15 protein-coding genes are annotated in these 18,260 nt (G+C 52.6%); 10 read left to right on the forward strand and 5 right to left on the reverse strand.

Annotation, left to right across the window (positions count from 1 at the left end; translation table 11 throughout):
* Positions 1 to 20: 20 nt before the first annotated feature.
* The 8 genes from ACFQ1T_RS12105 to ACFQ1T_RS12140 all read left to right on the forward strand — a co-directional run bounded on the left by ACFQ1T_RS12105 (position 21) and on the right by ACFQ1T_RS12140 (position 8,619).
* A complete protein-coding gene (locus tag ACFQ1T_RS12105; protein ID WP_379077116.1) occupies positions 21 to 2,060 on the forward strand; it encodes an AsmA family protein in 2,040 nt (679 codons plus the stop codon).
* A gap of 340 nt (positions 2,061 to 2,400) precedes the next feature.
* Positions 2,401 to 3,648, forward strand: a complete 1,248-nt coding sequence (glyA, locus tag ACFQ1T_RS12110) for a serine hydroxymethyltransferase (RefSeq protein ID WP_379077119.1) — start codon at positions 2,401 to 2,403, stop codon at positions 3,646 to 3,648.
* 21 nt (positions 3,649 to 3,669) lie between these two features.
* Positions 3,670 to 4,119 carry a transcriptional regulator NrdR gene (gene nrdR, locus ACFQ1T_RS12115; RefSeq protein WP_194747349.1) on the forward strand — a complete coding sequence of 150 codons (450 nt, stop codon included), beginning with the start codon at positions 3,670 to 3,672 and terminating at the stop codon, positions 4,117 to 4,119.
* 107 nt (positions 4,120 to 4,226) lie between these two features.
* Positions 4,227 to 4,604 carry a hypothetical protein gene (locus ACFQ1T_RS12120; RefSeq protein ID WP_338656859.1) on the forward strand — a complete coding sequence of 126 codons (378 nt, stop codon included), beginning with the start codon at positions 4,227 to 4,229 and terminating at the stop codon, positions 4,602 to 4,604.
* Between the two features lie 113 nt (positions 4,605 to 4,717).
* A complete protein-coding gene (gene ribD / locus ACFQ1T_RS12125) occupies positions 4,718 to 5,809 on the forward strand; it encodes a bifunctional diaminohydroxyphosphoribosylaminopyrimidine deaminase/5-amino-6-(5-phosphoribosylamino)uracil reductase RibD (protein ID WP_379077123.1) in 1,092 nt (363 codons plus the stop codon).
* Between the two features lie 5 nt (positions 5,810 to 5,814).
* Complete coding sequence (locus ACFQ1T_RS12130; RefSeq protein WP_379077125.1) at positions 5,815 to 6,615, forward strand: TatD family hydrolase; 801 nt, start codon at positions 5,815 to 5,817, stop codon at positions 6,613 to 6,615.
* A 272-nt stretch (positions 6,616 to 6,887) separates the two neighbouring features.
* Positions 6,888 to 7,970, forward strand: coding sequence for an S-methyl-5-thioribose-1-phosphate isomerase (gene mtnA / locus ACFQ1T_RS12135; protein WP_379077128.1), 1,083 nt, complete (start codon positions 6,888 to 6,890; stop codon positions 7,968 to 7,970).
* Position 7,971: 1 nt separating this feature from the next.
* Positions 7,972 to 8,619, forward strand: a complete 648-nt coding sequence (locus ACFQ1T_RS12140) for a class II aldolase/adducin family protein (protein WP_338656865.1) — start codon at positions 7,972 to 7,974, stop codon at positions 8,617 to 8,619.
* Positions 8,620 to 8,634: 15 nt separating this feature from the next.
* Here ACFQ1T_RS12140 and ACFQ1T_RS12145 read toward each other — a convergent pair whose 3' ends face one another.
* The 4 genes from ACFQ1T_RS12145 to ACFQ1T_RS12160 form a co-directional block, all read right to left on the reverse strand.
* Entirely contained in the window at positions 8,635 to 9,162 is a 528-nt protein-coding gene (locus ACFQ1T_RS12145; protein WP_379077131.1) for a hypothetical protein, read from the reverse strand.
* 40 nt (positions 9,163 to 9,202) lie between these two features.
* Positions 9,203 to 9,931, reverse strand: a complete 729-nt coding sequence (locus tag ACFQ1T_RS12150; RefSeq protein WP_194747342.1) for an arginyltransferase — start codon at positions 9,929 to 9,931, stop codon at positions 9,203 to 9,205.
* Entirely contained in the window at positions 9,918 to 10,616 is a 699-nt protein-coding gene (gene aat, locus ACFQ1T_RS12155) for a leucyl/phenylalanyl-tRNA--protein transferase (protein WP_379077134.1), read from the reverse strand. The genes ACFQ1T_RS12150 and aat overlap by 14 nt, the downstream gene beginning before the upstream one ends.
* Before the next feature lie 209 nt (positions 10,617 to 10,825).
* Positions 10,826 to 13,609, reverse strand: a complete 2,784-nt coding sequence (locus ACFQ1T_RS12160; RefSeq protein WP_379077137.1) for a bifunctional diguanylate cyclase/phosphodiesterase — start codon at positions 13,607 to 13,609, stop codon at positions 10,826 to 10,828.
* 295 nt (positions 13,610 to 13,904) lie between these two features.
* Between ACFQ1T_RS12160 and ACFQ1T_RS12165 the strand changes: the two genes are divergently transcribed.
* A complete protein-coding gene (locus ACFQ1T_RS12165) occupies positions 13,905 to 16,091 on the forward strand; it encodes a YgiQ family radical SAM protein (protein WP_379077140.1) in 2,187 nt (728 codons plus the stop codon).
* 4 nt (positions 16,092 to 16,095) lie between these two features.
* Here the strand turns inward: ACFQ1T_RS12165 and ACFQ1T_RS12170 are convergent, their stop codons facing one another.
* Positions 16,096 to 17,190 carry a DUF2235 domain-containing protein gene (locus ACFQ1T_RS12170; protein WP_379077143.1) on the reverse strand — a complete coding sequence of 365 codons (1,095 nt, stop codon included), beginning with the start codon at positions 17,188 to 17,190 and terminating at the stop codon, positions 16,096 to 16,098.
* Positions 17,191 to 17,406: 216 nt separating this feature from the next.
* On the opposite strand from ACFQ1T_RS12170, the gene ACFQ1T_RS12175 reads away from it, so the two are divergent.
* Entirely contained in the window at positions 17,407 to 18,255 is an 849-nt protein-coding gene (locus tag ACFQ1T_RS12175; RefSeq protein ID WP_379077146.1) for a TraB/GumN family protein, read from the forward strand.
* The last annotated feature ends 5 nt before the right edge of the window (positions 18,256 to 18,260 follow it).

The following is an 18,260-nucleotide window of genomic DNA, read 5'->3' on the forward strand; positions in this document are numbered from 1 at the left end:
ACGCGGCATCATAACGGGTTATGAGTGATATTGATAAAACACCCCGCGCTCCCCTGTTTGCACGCTGGCTGGGGGGCATGCTACTTGTGCTTGTCTTTGTAGTCATGGTCTGCGAAATGCTGGGCTGGCCTTTTTTGCGCCAACCCCTGCAAACCGCGTTGCAAAATCAGTTACAACGGGCCGTGATCATAGACCGTCCTTTCCATTTGCAATTGCTGGGTGGCATCCGGTTGCAAGTAGGCGGATTGAGAATTGCCGCGCCCGCAGGCTTTGACGCGCCTTATTTTGTTGAAGCGCATGGCTTGTCGCTGGCGTTGCGCTACCGTGACCTGTGGTCACTCAAAGCACGCGATCCTTATCGCATTGCATCGATTCGCGCGGACCGTTTAAATGCTTACATGATCCGCCATGCCAACCAAGAGGCCAGTTGGGATTTTGAGCTGGATGACGGCAGCCCGCCCCGTCCGTTTCCCATCATTGAGCAACTGGCCGTTAATGAGGGGCAAGCCAAGGTTGCCGATGCCGTTACGGATGCGCAACTGAACGTCAAGTTTTATACCGAAGAGGGCGCCCATCTTAAAACGCCGGAATCGCAAATCAAAGTGGATGGTCAGTTCCGTCGTTTGCCCTTGCAGGCCGCATTGGTGACGCAAGGCTTTTTACCAATTGCCACTCAGGGGCAGGACTCACCGCCAGTTAACTCACAAGGATGGTTAACGTATGGTGCCGTGCATGCCACGTTCCGCGGTGCCGTATATGATGTCTTGGGTGTCCAGCGTGTCAAGGGGCAGGTAGAGGTAAAAGGTTCATCGCTGGCCGATGTCGGGGACTTGCTGAGCCTGACATTCCCTAGGACGCCGCATTTCAAAATCAAGGCGGCGGTTGAAAAAAACGCGACGCAGTGGGCTGTGAATGTCGCCTCTGCACACATCGGCAACAGTCAGCTGGCGGGACAGTTTGTGTATGATATTGCACCAGAAACGCCGATGTTGACTGGCAAACTGCAAGGTTCTTTATTGATGTTGGCGGATTTGGCGCCCGCCTTTGGCGCTGCAGCGACTCCAACGACTAGCAACCCGCATCCAGGCAAATTGTTTCCAAATACCTCGCTGGATTTTACGACCTATGGCCGTATGAATGCGGATATCGATGTGCATATTGATGCGGTCGATTTAGGATCGGCCTTCAGGCAGCGCATTGCACCGCTTAAATTGCGCTTGCGCTTGCAAAAACACAAGTTAAGTCTGGCAGAGCTGGAGGCCAGTACGGCTCAAGGCTCGCTCTCAGGCGAGCTATCGATTGATGCGCATGATGTGCAAAACGCCGACTTGTCGCCACCCGCTGCCCCGGATTGGGAGATTGCGCTGGCGGTGCATGATATCCGTTTGGAACAGTGGCTAAAAGTCTCGCCACAGACGGATAAAAAATCGACCAGTGACGAAGCCAAAGAGACCAGCCAACAGCCGGCGCCAGCTTATGTGAGCGGTAAATTGAATGGGCGTGCCAAGCTGCAGGGGCATGGCCGCTCAACCGCCGAATTATTGCGCTCGCTGGATGGTCAGCTCGCCCTGATGGTGCGTCAGGGGGAAATGTCTCACTTGTTGATTGAGGCGGCTGGATTAGATATTGCCCAAGCGGTTGGTGTCATGATCAAGGGCGATCAGCCCTTGCCCATGCATTGCGCCGCGATGGGCTGGCGGGCCAAAGAGGGTGTTTTGACACCAGAGGCAGCCGTGATTGATACGCCCGTGACGACCGTCACGGTCAATGGTGCCGTCGATTTGGGTCAGGAGCAGCTCAACCTTAAACTCCAGGCCAGTCCTAAAAACTTTTCGCCGTTAACCGTGCGCTCGCCTATACTGGTGACAGGGCCTTTTGTGGACCCCCAGGTTTCGATCAGCCCGGGGCCGATTGCCGCACGGGTCGCTGGCGGCATATTACTGGCATTGATCAATCCGTTTGCCGCCATCCTGCCATTTCTCGATCCGGGCGATCAAAGTGCAACTACGGATGTAGGCTGCCAGCAAACCTTGCAACAATTAAAAATGCGTCAACATTGAGTCAAGACAAGACAGCATCCCCTGAAAAAAAAGAACCCAACCGAAGTTGGGTTTAGGGAGCGATTTTGGAGATATACGCTTACGGATCTTACTAAGCATAAGCTGTGCCAGATTTAAAAAGATAATTTAAATCAATTGCTTAAGTATTTAATTCTGTTTTTTGGTGCATGTTGTTTCAATCAGGTTGGTCATGTTTGCACTGTATTGGTGCGCTTTGTGTCTGGATTACACCACGCCTCAAAGTGATAGGCGCTCAATGAGCGCATCGCTAAAGATGGATGCTGAGGTCGCCTCATGCTAAAATCGCGCTTTATTTTTGTGATACGGAAACTTGATCGTCATGTTTAGCTTTTCAAGAAACTTAAGCGTTGCAGACCCGGCCTTGGCCCAAATGATTTCTTCCGAAGTGGAGCGTCAGCATCAGCATATCGAGTTGATTGCTTCAGAAAACTACACCAGTCCAGCGGTGATGGAAGCCCAAGGCTCGCAATTGACGAACAAGTATGCTGAAGGGTATCCAGGCAAACGCTTTTACGGTGGCTGTGAGTTTGTTGACCAGGTTGAACAGCTGGCGATTGACCGACTGAAAGCCTTGTATGGTGCAGAATATGCTAACGTGCAGCCACATTCTGGCTCACAGGCGAATCAGGCCGTGTATTTCTCCATCCTGAAACCAGGCGATACCGTGATGGGCATGAATCTGGGTCACGGCGGGCACCTCACACATGGTTCTCCGGCTAACCTGTCCGGCAAGTTGTTTAATATCGTGCCTTACGGTTTGAACGATAAAGAAGAGATAGACTACGATGAGATGGAGCGTATCGCGCTTGAGTGCAAACCAAAGTTGTTGATTGGTGGTGCTTCTGCGTATGCTTTGCGTTTTGACTGGGCGCGTATGGCCGAAATCGCCAAAAAAGTCGGTGCTTATTTCATGGTCGATATGGCGCACTATTCTGGCCTTATTGCAGCGGGTGTCTATCCTAACCCGGTGCCCCATGCTGACTTTGTGACTTCAACCACGCACAAGACCTTACGTGGTCCACGTGGCGGTATCATCATGGCCAAGGCCGAGTTTGAAAAATCACTGAATTCCAATGTGTTCCCAAGCTTGCAAGGCGGCCCGTTGATGCACGTTATCGCCGGTAAGGCGACAGCTTTCCTCGAAGCGGCACAGCCAGACTTCAAAGCGTATCAGGAACAGGTATTGAAGAACGCCAGCATCATGGCCAGCACGTTGGCTGCGCGTGGTTTGCGTATTATCTCTGGCCGTACCGAGTCTCATGTGTTCCTGGTAGACCTGCGTCCTAAAGGCTTGACCGGTAAGGCAGCAGACGCTTATCTGGGCCAAGCGCACATTACGGTCAACAAGAATGCGATTCCTAACGACCCCGAGAGCCCGTTCGTGACTTCCGGTATTCGTATCGGTTCGCCTGCGATCACAACGCGTGGCTTTAAAGAAGCCGAAGCCGAGCAAGTGGCTAATCTGATTGCCGATGTGCTGGATAATCCGGAAAGCGCTGAAGTGATTGCGGCCACCAAGGCGAAGGTGCATGCCTTGACCGATCAATTTCCGGTGTACGGTAAGTAATTTTTCCGGCTATCCACAGCCATGAAATGTCCGTTTTGCGGTGCTGATGATACGCAAGTGGTGGATTCCCGCCTCAATGAGGAAGGGAACTCCATCCGCAGGCGCCGTCGCTGTCAGGTGTGTGACAAGCGCTTTACCACCTATGAAACGGCAGAACTGCATCTGCCACAGGTGGTGAAGCAAAACGGGACGCGCGAAGAGTTCAAGCGCGAAAAATTGCGTCTCTCATTTACACGCGCCCTGCACAAACGTCCGGTGCCTACTGAATATGTCGATAAAGCACTGGACCGTATTGTTCAAAAAGTGCTCGGTTTGGGCGCGCGCGAAGTGCCTGCGCGGTTGCTGGGTGAAACCGTCATGCAAGAGTTAAAACAAATGGATCAGGTGGCGTATATCCGCTTTGCTTCGGTGTATCGAAGCTTTTCAGATGTGGATGACTTTCATAACGCCATCCGCGATCTGGATAACTGACAACAACCATTGCCAGACGCACCCTCTGTGCGCTGGTGTATGTGTTCCGTGTGCCTTGCTTCAACCGGTGCACGGTCTATCAATGTTGCATGTGAAGGCGGGGGCGTATGAAATTGATCAAGCTGTCTGCAGTGGTATTAGCGGTATTCACCGTGATTCTCACCATCGTGTTTTTTACCTGGTGGGCATTTAAAGATGAGGCTGTGTTTGGTCGAGACAAGTTTGACCAGACCCGCTGGATGGAATTGGCCAACACTGTGCAAAAGGAGTGCAGACGCGGTGACATGGCATACGATCTCAAAAATCACATCCTGATTCGAGGCGCCAAAAAAGAGGCGGTCATGGCCTTGCTTGGGCGGCCTAGCCTTGAGGACGCCAATGCACTTGAATATGATCTGGGTAAGTGCATGCATGTTTATCATGCCTTACGCATATACTTTGACCAGGACGGACGTCTCACCCATAGTCAAATCTCCTCTCATTAGCTTTCTTTAATACGCGCTTTTTCAGGGCGTGGTCTTAATATTCACTGGCCGTTCAAAGGTGGCCGCCATACAAAACCACCGCAAGGCAGGCTTTTTTTGTATGATGCTAGTCTATGTTACACAGTGCTCAAGATATTCAATGGATGACCCATGCCTTGCGTCTGGCGGCGCATGGACTGTATTCGACCACGCCTAATCCGCGTGTCGGTTGTGTCATCGTCAAACAAGGCCAAGTGCTTGGAGAAGGCGCTCACCTCAAGGCGGGGGAGCCCCATGCTGAAGTACACGCCTTGCGCGCCGCTGGCGAGCAGGCAAGAGGTGCAACTGCATATGTGACTCTGGAGCCCTGCAGTCATTTTGGCCGGACGCCCCCCTGCGCCGATGCACTGGTGAATGCCGGTGTGAGCCGGGTCGTGGTTGCCATGCAGGATCCGAATCCTTTGGTTGCTGGCAACGGCATTGCACGTTTGCAGGCACAGGGTATTGCTGTCACGGTTGGGGTTTGCGAAGCGCAGGCCAAGGCGCTGAATCCCGGGTTTATTCTGCGCATGACGCAACAACGCCCTTATATCCGTCTCAAGGTCGCTGCCAGTCTGGATGGCCGCACAGCGTTGGCGAATGGCGTCAGTCAATGGATCACGTCGCCGGAGGCACGGAAAGATGTCCATCACTGGCGTGCGCAAAGTTGTGCAGTGATCACGGGTATCTCTACCATTCTGCAGGATAATGCCTCGCTCACCGTACGTGAGGTGAAGACGCCACGCCAACCGCTACGCGTCATTCTCGATAGCCAGTTACGCATCCCGATAGACGCCAAGGTGTTGCAGGATGGCCATGCGCTGGTGGCGTATGCGCACGGGGAGGCCGCCAAGCTGGAGATATTGCAAGTGATGGGGGTACGTACCCTGCATGCACCGAATGTGCAGGGGCAGGTGGATATTGCTGCCGTCATGCAGGCACTAACGGCCTGGCCTTGTAATGAGGTATTGGTCGAGGCGGGGGCAACGCTGAATGGGGCCTTTTTGCAAAGCGGGTTTGTGGATGAGTTATTGCTGTATTACGCACCCAAGCTAATGGGAGACGCGGCACGCGGCATGTTTGCCCTGCCAGCATGGACGCAGATGGCAGACATACATACGCTGGACATCATGGATCTGCGACAGGTCGGGCAGGATATCCGTCTTCAGGCCAGGCTTAAGCCCTGATTCTTATGCTGATCGACACCCACTGTCATCTGGATGCCCGTGAGTTTGATGCCGACCGTGAACTGGTCTGGCAGGCGGCCTTGACGCAGGGCGTTCGTGCGGTGGTCATCCCGGCCGTGACGCAGGCGAGCTTTGAACCGATTATGGCCTGGTGTGTGCAGCATCCTCAAGCCGGCTTCGCACTTGGCTGGCATCCCATGTATGTGTCTGAGGCACCTGAGGATGCGCTGGCGCAGCTCGAGCAAACCGTCGCCAGGGTGCTGGAGGGCCCTCAGGCGCATCAATTGCTGGCGATTGGAGAGATCGGTCTCGACTTCTACCTGACGCGCGAACATGAGGCCAGACAGCTAGAGCTATATGAAGGACAGTTGCGCATTGCCAGGCAGTTTCATTTGCCTGTGATTTTGCATGTGCGAGGTGCGATAGACACCATCCTCAAATATTTGCGCAAGCATGCGTTAACGGGGGGCATTGCACATGCTTACAACGGCAGCAAGCAACAAGCGGAGATATTTGCCAGTTTGGGATTCAAATTAGGGTTTGGTGGTGCCATGACCTGGCCGCGCGCATTGAAGCTGCGTCAGCTTGCTGCAGAATTGCCTGTGGAAACACTGGTTCTGGAGACCGATGCGCCGGATATTCCGCCGGTTTGGCTGGGGCATCAAGGAAGAAATGCGCCGGATCAATTAAAAAAGATCGCAGAAGAGATGGCCCTGATACGTGGCTTGGAAGCTTTGCAACTCATTGAAATGACTGGTAAAAATTCTGTAGAAGTTTTGCCAAAAATAGCCCATTTATGCACATGACTTAAAGTGACACTTTAAGAATGTGTCGAAAGTGACTATATTATAGTGGTGCTTTGTAAGTTATTGATTTTATTGAATAAAAAAATAGATTAAAAAAATGAACTTTTGGAAAAAGTCCTTATAAATTGGTAAGTTACGGAATTAAGACACAGCAATCCACAAAGTTATCCACAGATTTTGTGGATAGCAAAATACGGTGTTTGTCCTACAAGAAAAGCAAGTGGTTTTACAAACTTTACAATTACTAATCGGTGCTTGGCCAGGCCTCTCATATGCACATTCAATCCCAACATTTCCGTAGCATTTGGCAACAAGCCAACGCTGTTTATATCATTGACCAGACACGGTTGCCGTTTGATTTTGTGACGGTGGAATTAACGTCTTTGGCGCAAATATGTCATGCCATCCGCCACATGCAGGTCCGTGGTGCACCCCTCATTGGAGCTGCGGCAGCCTATGGTGTGGCGTTAGGTATTCAGCAGGATGCCAGCGATGAACACTTGCAGGCGGTGGTAAAGCAGCTGATCGCCACGCGACCGACTGCCGTCAATCTGGCCTGGGCGGCACAGCGCATGCAACAGACGTTAATGCCGCTGGCTGTGGCGCAACGCGCAGCTGCCGCTTGGCTGGCGGCACAAGCGATTGCTGATGAGGATGTGGCGCAGAATCTGGCGATTGGCCAGCACGGTAAAGCCTTGATCGCTGAAAAGGCCACGGTGGATGCCAATCAGGCTGTGAATATTTTGACCCATTGCAATGCCGGGTGGTTGGCCACGGTGGATGGCGGGACGGCCTTGGCGCCGATTTACGCCGCGCATGATGCAGGTCTGAAAGTACATGTCTGGGTAGATGAAACGCGGCCACGCAACCAGGGTGCCAGCCTGACCGCCTGGGAGCTGGCGCAACACGGGGTTCCGCATACGGTGATTGCCGATAATGCTGGCGGCCATCTGATGCAGCATGGTCAGGTAGATCTGGTCATCGTCGGTGCAGATCGTGTCACCAGTCAAGGGGATGTCTGCAACAAGATAGGCACCTATTTAAAAGCGCTGGCAGCATTTGATCAGCAAATCCCGTTTTATGCTGCGGTGCCGACGCCGACCATAGACTGGCAGATCGCACGCGGCGCAGAGATCGAGATTGAAATGCGTGATGCGGATGAGGTGGCTTATATGCAAGGGCAGACTGCAACAGGAGACATACAGACGGTCCGGGTGATTCCGCGTGAAAGCCCGGCATTGAATCCGGCGTTTGATGTGACGCCAGCCAGGCTGGTGACAGGGGTGATTACCGAGCATGGGGTGTTTGCCCCAGACCAGTTGCATGCGCTGAAAACGCATAGTCTGGGCGATTAACATGAGCAAGCGCTCGCCTGCGCAACAGTTGTTATACACGGCCCAGCAAATGGCCCTGACTGGCCTGAATAAAGGCACCTCTGGCAACGCCAGTGTCCGGCTAGAAACGGGTTTTCTGGTGACGCCTTCTGGCGTGCCGGCAGAACAGCTGCATGTTGACAGCATGGTACATATGGATTGGCAAGGCCGGGCTGAAGCCGGGAAAAACCCCTCCAGCGAATGGCGTTTTCATCTGGATATTTTACAGGCGCGGCCTGAAGTTAATGCGGTTGTGCATTGCCACAGCATGTTTGCGACTACGGTAGCCTGCATGGGGCACGACGTGCCGCCGTTTCATTACATGATTGCCAGCGTGGGTGGAGATAATATCCGTTGCGCGCCCTACGCCTTGTTTGGCACCCAGGCGCTGTCTGAGGTTGCGCTCGCTGCATTGCATGAGCGCAAGGCCTGTTTGCTGGCACATCATGGCATGATCGCGCTGGGCAAGGATTTATCCCACGCACTGGCCGTGGCGGTAGAAGTGGAAAACCTGTGTGAGCAGTACTGGCGACTGTTACAAGTTGGGCAGCTCCGCTTGCTGACGCCTGCGCAAATGCTTGAAGTCCATGCCCAATTTAAAGGCTATGGGCAATGGCGTGATCCGGTTTAATTACACCGGATGGATTTAGAGTTTTGGAAATAGCGCCAGGGTGGTCATGCGCAATAGAGCGCCAGGGTCACAAATGTAGGTGTTCTGTTTCATCTCGCTAGCGGATGGAGGTACTGCGAGGATGGCTTCTGCGGGAGCAAAGCATTTGAGCAGAACGCCACCGGATTCTACGGCGTTGAGTCCTTTGGCATAGCTGGTGGCCAGCGCCTCCGAGGGTGTCCAGCAAAAGCCAATCTGGTCTTGATCAAACAAAAACCAGCTTTCGCCACGATACAGGGTCAGTCCCTGCAGCGGTTGATGCCGCGTGTCGGCCAAGCATTTTTTCAGCACGCGCAGTACCAATGCGTCATTTTTAATCAAGGCGCGCAAATCGCCGCCATATTGTCGCCACAATGCGGCAATGCTTGATTGGTCAAAGCCGGATTCATCCTGAATCCGGCCGATGTATTCGAAGGTTTGCCGCCATAAAGCAGCATCCACGGTATTCACGTACTGACCATGACAAAACTGCCTGGCCAGCGACTGTACGGAGACACTTTGCATACGTATTGAATCAGGCGTCTTCATCGCTGGCCCAGCTGGGTTAACGCACCCATACGCCCTCAATCAGTTTTTCCTGCGGCTGGAACTGCTGCTTGTAAGCCATTTTCTGGCTGTCTGCAATCCAGTAGCCCAGGTACAAATAGTCCAGGCCGAGTTGCTTGGCCCACTCGATTTGCCAGAGGATGCTATAGGTGCCATAACTCGCTTTGTCATGCGTATCATAAAACGTGTACACCGCAGACAGACCATCCATGACAATATCAATCACGCTGACCATCTTGAGCTGCTGCTGTGCATCTCTAAACTCGACCATTACGCTATCTACATTGCTTTGACATAAAAACTGCTGGTATTGCGTCGCTTCGTCTTCTTGCGGCATGGCTGACTCCAGACTGCTGGGATGACGCTGTTGCTGGTAGGTCAGGTACAGGGCGAAGTGTTCTGCATCATAACTGGCTTCACGGATGGTGGCCTGTAACGGTGCATGCTTCTTAAATGCCCGTTGCTGGCTACGCGTGGCTTCAAACGCATGTACCGGTAAACGGACCGAAATGCAGGCATTGCAATGTTCGCAATGCGGCCGGTAAGCAAACTTGCCACTGCGGCGAAAGCCCTGCTGTATCAGTCCGCTATAGACGCGGCCATCTACCAGTGTCTGCGGTGTGGCAATCAGGCTTTGCGCCAGCTTTTTTGGCAGATAGCCACAGGTGTAAGCGGTGGTCACATAAAACTGTAATTTTTGCAGAGGTGCGTCGTTAGGTAGGGTCATATTGCACTAAATGCGTTAATTCTTCGATAAACCGGTCTCTGGGAATTTCATAAGCACCAAAACTGGCAAGTAACGGTGTATGCATCTGACAATCAATCATACCGACTTGTTGCGTGATTAACCATTTCACCAGATGCGCAAATGCCACCTTGGACGCATTGCTGACATGGTGAAACATGCTTTCACCATAAAACATGCGGCCAATCTTGACCCCATAACAACCGCCAACCAATTGCCCATCTTGCCAGGCTTCCATACTATGCGCGTAGCCCATGGCATGCAACTCGCTGTATGCCGCAATCATTTCATTGGTGATCCATGAGCCGGATTGACCTAGGCGCGGGGTGGCAGCACACGCCTGCATCACGGCGGTAAACTGCGTATTCATACGTAACTCAAACGGCTGTTGCTGGATGACCTTGCGCAAGGAGCGGGTGATTTTCAGCGCTGGTGGAAACAGCACCATGCGTGGGTCCGGACTCCACCAGAGGATAGGCTCGCCCGGACTAAACCATGGAAAAATCCCTTGTTTGTAGGCGCTCAACAGGCGTCGTGGCGTCAGGCTACCGCCGATGGCGATCAGGCCGTTGGGCTCTGTCAACGCCTGCTGCAAGTTCGGGAATGGGGTCTCTGCTGCGAGAATGCGCACCGGCCCGCCCGGGAGAGGATAGTAATTGTCATGCATAAACAGTCATTGCGGTGGTGTAGGGACGCAAGTTAATCGTATTACGGTTTAGTCGGCTCTCCATGATTGCCAGATACTGATGAGTCTGGTGATCACATAGCCATCCTTTAACGCACATGAGTAAAGTCAGCGTGATATTCAATACGTCATTAGGCACGCTTTATGCGGGACTGATACAGGCCCTTACCCGCACGCATCTGCATTTGGTACTAGAACTTAAACGGATTGTGCTTGCTCGTCCATTCTATAACCTTATGGCCGGGGATGCCACGCGAGATGCCAAACCCTTGGGCATAGTCGCAGCCCAGTTCGGCCAGAATCTGCGCCTGCTCGGCTTTTTCGACGCCTTCAGCCACCACCTTGCGGCCGAAGTCGCGGCAGAGCGTAATCACGCCACGGATCACCGCCATGTCTTCCTGGTCACTTAACATGTTATGGATAAAGGACTGATCAATTTTAATGATGTTGACTGGCAGGCGGCGCAAGTAAATCAGCGAGGAGTAGCCTGAGCCAAAATCATCAATCGAGAATGCAACGCCCAGCGCCTGGCATTGCTGGATGACGCGGTTGACGCGGGCAAAATCGCTGATGGCAGCACTTTCGGTGATCTCGATATGCAGCTGTTGCGGCTTGATCATGGCATACTTTTTAAACAAGTCAGCCAATCGTTCCGGAAACTGCTTATGCATTAAATGCTGGGCGGCGATGTTGACGGAGACTTGTGTGTCCAAGCCCTGGCTTTGCCACTCGCTCAATTGGCGCAGGCTTTCTTCTATCACCCAGTTACCAATGTCCACAATCAGATTGGTATGTTCGACCGCGGTCAGGAAGTCGTTAGGGTAGAGCAGTCCGCGCACCGGATGCTGCCAGCGCAGCAAAGCCTCAAAACAGAAAATTTCACCAGACTGCATACAGACTTGCGGTTGGAAAACCAGGCGAATATGGTTGTTTTGGATGCCATGCAGCAAGTCCTTGAGCAACGCTTGCTGTTGCTGGGATTGCTGCGCAGACGCTAGGTCAAACAAATGGCATTGATGCCCACCGTGCGTTTTGGCATGGTACATGGCATGGTCAGCATGCCGTAGCAAGGTGTCTGGCGGGTTGCGGTCTATCGGGTATAGCGTATAGCCAATGCTGGCTGAAATGGAAAACTTGAATTTATCTACCTTGAACGGTTTTTCAATCGCCGTCAGCAACTTTTTGAGCAGTCGTGCATATTCGTTGGCCGTCCGTAGCCCGCACAACAACATGGCAAATTCATCGCCTCCGAGCCTGGCCAGGGTATCTTGCGGTTTGAGCAGGCCATTCAGTCGGGCTGCCAGTTGCATGAGCAAACGGTCACCGTATTCGTGGCCGTATTGGTCATTGACGATTTTGAAGTCATCCAGGTCAATATAACAAATGGCCACCAGCGTCGACTGGCTTTCCGCTTCGTGTAGCGCTTGTTGCAATCGGCTCGAAAACAACACGCGGTTAGGCAGTTGCGTCAGCACATCATGATAAGCCAGATGCTCAAGCATGTTTTGTTGCTCTTTGGCGCGCGTAATGTCTGAGAAGAGGCCGACATAATGCTGAAATTCGCCCGCCTGGTTGAGCACTGGCGACAATTCGAGTTCTACCAGATACTCATGACCTTGTTGATGACGGTTCCAGACCTCGCCCTGCCACTCCTGAAAGCCATGCTGGCTGTCATATAGAGACTGGAACAGGTCTGGTTGCTGATAAGCGATGCCCAGTTGTTGCGGAGTTTTACCCATGACTTCAGGTTGTGCATAGCCTGTAATCACGCTGAAGGAGGGATTGCACTGAATGATATGCCCCTGGGTGTCGGTAATGAAAATTGCATCATGGGCATGGTCAAACACGCTGGAAGAGACCTTTAGCCGGCTGGCATTGGCCTGCAGCTGGCTCACCATTTCACGCAGGCGTCTGCGCATTTTAAGCATGTTGGCGATCAGGCTGTCGGGGGCTGCCGTGGTTTGGTCTTCGGCAAAGTCGCCGCTTTCAATCCGCATCAATAAATGCTTGGCTGTCTCGGGATCGCCGCCCAAGGGGTTCAACACAAACCGCTGCAAGCCGCTGACAATGGCAATCAACACGACCAATGTCAGGATAAAGGTAATGATCATCAAAGGCGACAGCGCGCCCAGTGCAGACCAGTAAGCCTCACTGGTCGGGTACACAATATTGATTTGAAAATCCCATTCTGGCACCTGCCGCGTGACCTTGGTCCAGCGGTGCTGGCTATCTTTGAGGGCGGTTTCTGCCTCCAGGCGTGTCAGTCCATTGGTCAGAAAGCGGATATTGCCGTGTCCGTCGGTGATGGCAACAAAGCCTTTTTTCAAAAATCCCCATTGCCGGATCGCCTGGTCAATGGCGTTAAAATCAAGCTTGTAACCGACGTACCAGGCCCCAATCAGGTTGCCGTGATTATCCTGCATGGGTTCATAGCGGGAGAGATATGATTCCCCAAGGATATCTACCACGCCAAAATAAGCCTGATTTTTTTGCAGTGCGACAATCGCCTTGCCAAACGGATCCAGCTCTGTGCCAAAGGCATTGGTGCCATCCGCTTTTTTGACATTGGTAGAAATCCGCAGAAACTGCCCGCCACGTTTGACAAAAATGGTGGCGGTACCGCTACCTATGCGTGTCACTGAATCGACCAGTAGTGTGCTGCCGGTTTGAGGGGTATCCCCAAATTGCAAGTTTGGGACGTCCATTCCCAGTATCTGGGTCGTGCCGTTAATATTGGGCGGGCCTTCAAGCGAGCCATATTGTTTGAGCAAGGCCATACTTGAGAATACATGTTCGCTGACCAGGGTTTTCGCCGTGATCAACAGGTTGGACAGTTTTTGTGTTTCTTCCTGAGCCTGGGTTTCGATATTGTTTAAATGCGCGTTGAAAATAAATGCGAAAGAAACTAGACCGATCAGCAACCCCAAGCTGGTAAGTGGTAAAAGGATTTTTTTTAAAAGAGTGTAGTGCTTCATTGTAAGTTTATGTAATTATTTTATAAGTAATTTCCCCGTCCTGCATTTTTGTTTATACATGGCTTTACAACTGACTGCAATCATTTATAAGACCGGCCCCCTGTGCGAGCCCAATTTTAAATAAATGTCGTCTTATTTATTACACAAATATTTGGGAATGGTTTGTGGTGATGAATGATTGTGATTGATTTGGCCAGGTAAGGTGGCACTCACCTGAATGTTGTGAGAAAAATCTTTCAAATCAATCAATTAATGCGTAAAATGCGCAACTCTCAAGCATTAGCTGGTTACCCGCGTGGAAATCTATACTTCCCTCACTGCCAAACCCATTCAAAGTTACCGTCCTTATTGGGCGAAACGCTTTGGCACCGCCCCCGTGCTGCCCATGAGTCGCGCCGAAATGGATGCATTGGGCTGGGATAGCTGCGATATTATTCTGGTCAGCGGCGATGCCTACATTGACCATCCCAGTTTTGGCGTCGCCCTGATTGGCCGCTTGCTTGAGGCACAAGGTTTTCGCGTGGGCATTATTGCGCAACCAGACTGGCAGTCGGCAGAACCGTTCAAAGTGCTGGGTAAACCCAATCTGTATTTTGGCGTCACGGCCGGGAATATGGATAGCATGGTCAACCGCTATACCGCGGACCGCAAGATACGCTCGGATGATGCCTATACGCCGAATGCCGAGGCCAATAAGCGCCCTGATCGCGCGGTACTGGTTTACTCTCAACGTTGTAAAGAAGCCTATGCGGATGTGCCGCTGGTGATTGGCAGTATTGAAGCCAGCCTGCGTCGGATAGCGCACTATGATTACTGGTCAGATAAAGTCCGCCGTTCTATCTTGATGGATGCCAAGGCGGACTTGCTGGTGTTCGGAAACGCCGAGCGTGCCATTGTAGAACTGTCGCACCGTATTGCCCGTGGAGAAGCGATCCATGAGATTGAGGATATTCGCGGCACCGCGTTTATCCGCAAGCAAGTGCCAGATGAATTTGTGGAGGTGCCCTCTACCCGTCTCGACCGGCCAGGGGTGGTGGATAAGCACGAAGACCCCTATGCGATGAAAATGGGCAAAGCCGATGCCAGTTGCGCAACGGATGATCAGGCGAAAGACGCCAATGCCGCGGCGATCAGCTTGCCTTTACCGCTGAAAGCTGCCAAAGTGCCGCGCGAACGTCAGGTGATCCGCATGCCTTCTTATGAAGAGGTGGTGAGTGATCCTGTCATGTATGCGCATGCTTCACGCGTGTTGCATTTGGAGTCTAACCCGGGCAATGCACGGGCACTGGTACAAAAGCATGGCAACCGGGAGGTCTGGCTCAATCCGCCGCCGATTCCACTCACGACCAAAGAGATGGATTATGTTTATGACTTGCCTTATGCCCGCAAGCCCCATCCGGCCTATGGCGATGCCAAAATCCCGGCCTGGGAAATGATCCGCTTCTCGGTCAACATCATGCGTGGCTGCTTTGGTGGCTGTACTTTTTGTTCGATTACCGAGCATGAAGGCCGCATTATTCAAAGCCGTTCAGAAGACTCGATTTTGCGTGAAATTGAAGAAATCCGCGACAAGGTGGATGGCTTCACCGGGGTAATCTCAGACTTAGGCGGCCCGACCGCCAATATGTATCGCCTCTCCTGCAAGTCTGAAGAGATCGAAAAAAATTGCCGCAAGTTGTCCTGTGTCTATCCGGGCGTGTGTGAAAACCTCAACACCGACCATTCCGCGTTAATCCAGTTGTATCGTAAGGCGCGCAACCTGCGCGGTGTCAAAAAGATTTTAATCGGTTCCGGCTTGCGTTACGACCTGGCCGTGAAGTCGCCCGAGTATGTGAAAGAGCTGGTGCAGCATCACGTGGGCGGCTATCTCAAGATTGCGCCTGAACATTCTGAAGAGAATGTGCTAAGCAAAATGATGAAGCCGGGCATGGGCGCCTATGATGAGTTCAAGCGCATGTTTGAGCGCTTCAGTGCCGAGGCGGGTAAAAAGCAGTATTTGATCCCGTATTTTATTGCCTCGCATCCAGGCACCACCGATGAAGACATGCTCAATCTAGCCTTGTGGCTCAAGCGTAATGATTTTAGATTGGATCAGGTGCAAACCTTTACGCCGACGCCGATGGCGATGGCCACAGCCATGTATCACAGCGGTAAAAATCCGCTGCGTAAAGTGACGGCGGATTCTGAAACCGTGCCCGTCCCTAAAGCAGGCAATATCCGCAAATTGCACAAAGCGTTTATCCGCTACCACGATCCACAAAACTGGCCGATGCTGCGTGAAGCCTTGAAGAAAATGGGCAGAGCGGATTTGATTGGCAATGGTAAAAAGCACCTGGTGCCCGCATACCAGCCTGCCGTGTTGCCTCAAATCGTGCAATCGGACGGCAGCCGCTTCCAGGCCAAGCCATTAGCTAAAGGCTTTAACCAGACCAAAAGCTTTGCCAGCCCGAAAAAGCACGCGCCGCGCAGCAAAAAACATTGATGGATTAGCGTGCCGCTTGCGTCGGCACTATGCCGGCATTGAGCAGCGTAGGCGGGCGATAATCGGCTTGTGCCAGCCATTTTTCCGCTACCGAACTATCCAGCGTTACGTTAACCGCCGTCACCGGCAGGGCTTGCAGCGCATTGGCTAGGTCGGGGGAGGGCGTGACTGGGCTGCCACGATAAGGCCGGTAAAATCTACCATCGCCTTTGCTAAACAAGCCCTTGAACAAAGCATACAGGCCATAAGCAAACGCTTTGTATGCATCTGTGGGGCTGGATAAGCAGGCATTAGGGGCCACTGAAAACGGTTTCAGTTTAAGGCCTGCGGCACGGGCTTTGTCCAGCATCCATCCCAGTGCAATGGTGGCCAGCGGGTCATGGCCATAACCGCCGCCGACATTGGCGTGCGCGCCGATAAACCAGCGCTGCTCCACCGCAATGTTCTCAGGTTTTTGCTGGCCGCCCGCATTAGTCCACATCGCTACTTTATAAGCTTCACGGTGTTCGTCTATTGCCATCGCATGGTAGGCATAAGAAACGATTTTTGACAGCTCGGTATCATGCCAGGCATAAAATCCCTGCTCTGAAATCATGGTGCCGGGGATGCCGAGCGCGCCGACGGTATCCCAAATTCCCAGAAAATGGACACGGACTTCCTGGCTGTAGGTCTGCCTGAACGCCAGGCACTGGGGGCTCTCCGGTGCGGCGGATTTGTCGCGGTAGAGCGCTTCAGCGCGTGCGAGCAAATCAGGTGTGCTGGTGTTGAGCAACCCGCATTTTCGGATCAAGCCGACCAGGCTTCTGGCCGTATACGCGCCACGGCTAAAGCCAAACACCCAAATTTCATCGCCTGCCTGATAGCGCCTGACTAGCCAGTCATAGCCTTTAAGCAGGTTTTTGCTCAAGCCATACCCAAATAGTCCCCCGCGCAACTTTTCGCCGGTGCCGGTCCCCACGCCAGGTTCATAGAAAAAACGCTGTTCAATGTCGCCATCCTTGGCTTCGATTAAGGTTGAGAGTTGGTAGACGTTGGTCAGGTCTTGCGGGTCGTTCCAGGTGCCATCAAATAAAACAATCAAACGTTTGTTGCTTTTCATCTGGCTGTCTCCGGGGTTGAGGGGGAAGTGTCGCTGTATCCTTGAGTGCTTGATCATGGAGCTACCTGCCTATGGTAGTCCTCGGCGTGGGGGCTGGCAATGACGGCCTGATGCCTTGCAATCATGGCAGCGGATATTTATTTGTGAGACGATGTCACAATGCCGGTTGCTGAGGGTTTGCAACTGTTTAGCTAATCACAAAAAGTGAGGAATTTGATGCGAAGTGTCCGTTTGTTCGCCCTGTGTTTATTGATGGTAACCCCACTGCTGCAAGCGGCTGAGAAAGGCCTGTTCTGGCAGCTGGAGGCGCCCAATGGCCAGGTCAGTTACCTGTTTGGCACTATGCATACCGACGATAACCGGGTCACCAACTTTTCAGCGCCGGTGATTCAGGCGCTTAAAAATGTGAATATGTTTATGCTGGAGGTAGCAGAGGCGCCGCCAGTGAGTCTTTTGCAAATGCCAGACAGCAATTTGAAACAGTTACTCTCTGAAGCAGAATTGCAGCAGGTCGCTGCGCTGGCAGACATGCACGTGATCCCGATGGATGCGGTGGTCAAAATGAAACCCTGGTTGCTGGCAGTCATGTTTGATTTGCCCAAGCCACAAACGCCGTTTGCGCAAGATCTGTTGCTTAAAGCTAAAGCAGAGGAGTTCGACAAACGTATTGTGGGATTAGAAAGTGCGCAAGCGCATTTTGGGGTCATGGATAGTTTGTCCATGGATGAGCAGTTGCTCATGTTGCGTGCGGTGCTCAAACGCAGCCTAAAGCAAAAGGAGCAAGACTTTGAACGGTTGATGAAAGCTTATCTGGCGGGGGATGCCGAGCAGGTCGCGAATATGGATGATGCCATGACGCGTGGCATTTTGCCGGCCGCTTTGTGGCAACGCATGCGCGTCAAGTTGCTGGACGAACGCAATGTGGTGATGGCCGAGCGTAGTCTGGAGCAGGCGCGACAAGGCAGTGTGTTTATTGCCGTTGGTGCAGCGCATTTGGCCGGTAAAAATGGCTTGTTACAGGCCTTCAGGCAGGCGGGCTTTAAAGTCACCGCCATCAAAAAATAGCGGTT

This window comes from Methylophilus glucosoxydans (assembly GCF_042676145.1).
Lineage (GTDB): Bacteria > Pseudomonadota > Gammaproteobacteria > Burkholderiales > Methylophilaceae > Methylophilus > Methylophilus glucosoxydans.